At 69.5% G+C, this 3,019-nt stretch carries 3 protein-coding genes; 1 reads left to right on the forward strand and 2 read right to left on the reverse strand.

Going from position 1 to position 3,019, the window contains the following annotated elements; all coding sequences use genetic code 11:
• Window positions 1–23 precede the first annotated feature (23 nt).
• Window positions 24–1,139, forward strand: a complete 1,116-nt coding sequence (locus EAW56_RS11370; protein ID WP_338080417.1) for a YlbL family protein — start codon at window positions 24–26, stop codon at window positions 1,137–1,139.
• A gap of 3 nt (window positions 1,140–1,142) precedes the next feature.
• On the opposite strand, the gene EAW56_RS11375 is transcribed toward EAW56_RS11370, so the two are convergent.
• Both EAW56_RS11375 and EAW56_RS11380 read right to left on the reverse strand, forming a co-directional pair.
• Window positions 1,143–1,637 (reverse strand): M48 family metallopeptidase, encoded by a 495-nt coding sequence (locus tag EAW56_RS11375; protein WP_122086654.1) that lies wholly within the window; start codon window positions 1,635–1,637, stop codon window positions 1,143–1,145.
• 5 nt (window positions 1,638–1,642) lie between these two features.
• A partial coding sequence (locus EAW56_RS11380; RefSeq protein WP_147453307.1) for an ATP-dependent DNA helicase UvrD2 occupies window positions 1,643–3,019 on the reverse strand: 1,377 nt, incomplete at its 5' end.

Consider the following 3,019-nt stretch of genomic DNA (forward strand, 5'->3'; position numbering starts at 1 on the left):
ACGGCTGCGCTAAGATGCGCTGCGTGGAAGAACAGGAAGACGGGGCGCAGCCCCAGGCGGACGCATCCGCGCAGGAAACCACTCACAGCAGGCGGTGGTCAACCGTGGTGTGGGGAGCGATCCCCGTGGCAGCACTCGCCGTCATGATGTCCATCAACCACGTCCCCGGCACCAACATTTCCCTGGCCGTGCCGTACGCGGCGGAGGGCCCCGGCCCGATGTTCAACACCCTCGGCGAGGTCGAGGGCGAGCCGGTGATTGACGTCGAGGGCACTGAGACGGACCCTGTCTCGGGCAACCTCAACATGACCACAGTGTCCGTGCGCACCAACATGTCGCTCGCGCAGGCGGTCGGCCGGTGGATCGGCACCGACGACACGATCGTGCCGGTGGAGCAGATCATCCCGCCGGACGTGGACGAGGAGCAGATGCGCCAATACAACCAGGCCGAGTTCGCCGCTTCGGAGGGCAACGCGACCGTGGCCGCCATGCGCTACCTGGGCAAACCGACCCGCGTGCTGGTCCACGACCTGGTGGATGACTCCCCCGCGTCCGGTGTGCTGGAAGCAGAGGACGTGATCACCCGCATCGACGGTACCCCCGTCACCGAGCCCAGCGAGGTGCAGGAAAAGGTTCACGCCCACTCCCCCGGCGACGAGATCACCGTGAGCATCGAGCGTGACCGCGCCCCGATGGACGTCCGCGTCCGCCTCGGCGAGAGCCCCGAGGACAAGGGCACCCCGATGGTGGGCATCCTCATGACCTCGGAGCCCGGCGGCGACGTGACGGTCAACTACAACCTCAACGACGTCGGCGGCCCAAGCGCCGGTATGATCTTCTCGCTGGCCGTGATAGACAAACTGAGCCCCGGCGAGCTCAACCACGGCAAGTTCGTCGCCGGCACCGGCACCATCGCGGAGGACGGCGAGGTCGGCCCGATCGGCGGGATCCAGCACAAGCTCGCCGCAGCGCGCGACCAGCACGTCGAGCTGTTCCTCGCCCCGGAGGGCAACTGTGACGCGGTCCGCACCGTTGATCCGGGCGACATGACCGTGGCGAGCGTGGGCTCGCTGCAAGACGCCGTCACCGCCATGGACAACTTCGCCGCGGGCAAGGAAGTCCACGGCTGCGGCGAGTAGCGCTCACCCGAAGCGCTGGTAGGCCTCCAAGTAGCCCTTCGCCCTTTCTGCCCGCGGCGCCCGGTCCGCCCACTCCCAGAACTCGGCGGAGTGCCCGGGGATAAACGTGTGCACCAGCTCGTGGACGATCACGGCGTCGAGCACGTAGTCCGGGACCCCCTTGAGCCGGGAGCTGATCCGGATGTCGCCGGTGGTCGTGGTGCACGACCCCCAGCGCGTCTGCTGGTTGTCCACCCAGCGGATGGAGCCGACGCGGGCGCGGCCGTCAAGCACGCTCTCGTTCAGCTGCGTGGCGCGGGCGGTGAGGGTGGCGTCGTTGAGCGCGCTCGCCTGCGTCTTCTTCGCCACGCGCGCGAGCATCTCCTCCACCACCTGATCCTCTTGCGCCTGCGAGAACCGCGCGGGGATGCGGATCTCCACGACGCCGCCGACCAGGCGTGCCTGCACAGACCGGGTGCGGCGGGCCGAGCGGATGACGCGGTAGGGCTGCTCGCTCACGCGCGTCACCGGAACTCCGCGAGCGTGTCCAGCACGCCCTGGCCGTACTGCTCAATCTTGGCGGGGCCGACGCCGGAGATGCCGAGGAGCTCGTGCTCGTCGGCGGGCATGGCCTCCGCGATAGAAAGCAGCGTGGCGTCCGTGAACACGATGTAGGCGGGCTTGCCGGCCTCGCGCGCCTGGTCCCTACGCCAGCGCTTGAGGGCGCCGAAGACGGCTTCGTCGTAGCTGGGCTCGCAGTCCTCGTGGCGTCCCAGCGTCTTCTCCGCGGGGGTGAACAGCAGGTTGTTGCACACGCGGCAGCGACGGTTGCGCTTCAGCCGCTCGGGGGCCTTCTCCACCTCCAGCTCGGGGGCGATGCCGTCGAGGAAGCGAGAGCGGCTGCGCGACTTGCGCCCTCCCTCCTGCCTGGCGAAGGACCAGGACAGGCGCAGGTGCTCGCGGGCGCGCGTCACGCCGACGTAGAACAGGCGGCGCTCCTCTTCAACCTGGTCATCGCCCGCTTTGATCGCGTGCGAGATCGGCAGCGTATTCTCCACCAGCCCGACCAGGAACACCGCGTCCCACTCCAGGCCCTTCGCGGCGTGCAGGCTGGCCAGCGTGACGCCGTCCACCGACGGCGGCTGCTTCGCGTCCGCGCGGCGGCGCAGCGACATCAGCACTTCCGGCAGGGTCTCCGCCTCGCGGCTGCGCACGATCTCCTCAATGAGGTCCACCAGCGCGCCGAGGGTCTGCCAGCGCTCGCGCGCCTTCGCGCCCTCCGGCTCGGTCGGCGTCAGCCCCAGCGGGCCGAGGGCGGCGCGGGCCACCGCCACCGGATCGTCCGGCAGGTCGCCGCGGCGCGATGCAGCAACGAGTGCGCGGATCGCCTCGCGGATCTCGCCGCGCTGGAAGAAGCCCTCCCCGCCGCGGACCTGGTACATGATGCCCGCGTCCGCGAGCGCCGCTTCGAACGCCGCCGACTGTGCGTTGATGCGGTAGAGGACGGCGATTTCTCGGGCGGGCACGCCGGCGTCGAGAAGCTCCCTGATCTGGATGGCTACCTCGCGCGCCTCGGTCGGCTCGTCATCGTACGCGGTGAACGTGGGCTGCGGGCCGTGCTCGCGCATGCCCTGCAGCTCGAGTCGGGTGCCCGCCTCGCGCCCCTTCGCCTTGCCAATCACGGTGTTGGCCAAGTCCGTGATCTCCGGGGTCGAGCGGTAGTCGCGCTGCAGCTTCACGACGGTCGCGTGCTCGTACGTCCGCGAAAAGTTCAACAAGTATTCCGGGGTCGCGCCGGTAAACGAGTAAATGGTCTGGTTGGCGTCGCCGACGACGGTGAGGTCGTCGCGCTGGCCCAGCCACCCCTCCAGGACGCGCTGCTGCAGCGGCGTGACGTCCTG

Source organism: Corynebacterium gottingense (assembly GCF_003693265.1).
Taxonomy (GTDB): domain Bacteria; phylum Actinomycetota; class Actinomycetes; order Mycobacteriales; family Mycobacteriaceae; genus Corynebacterium; species Corynebacterium gottingense.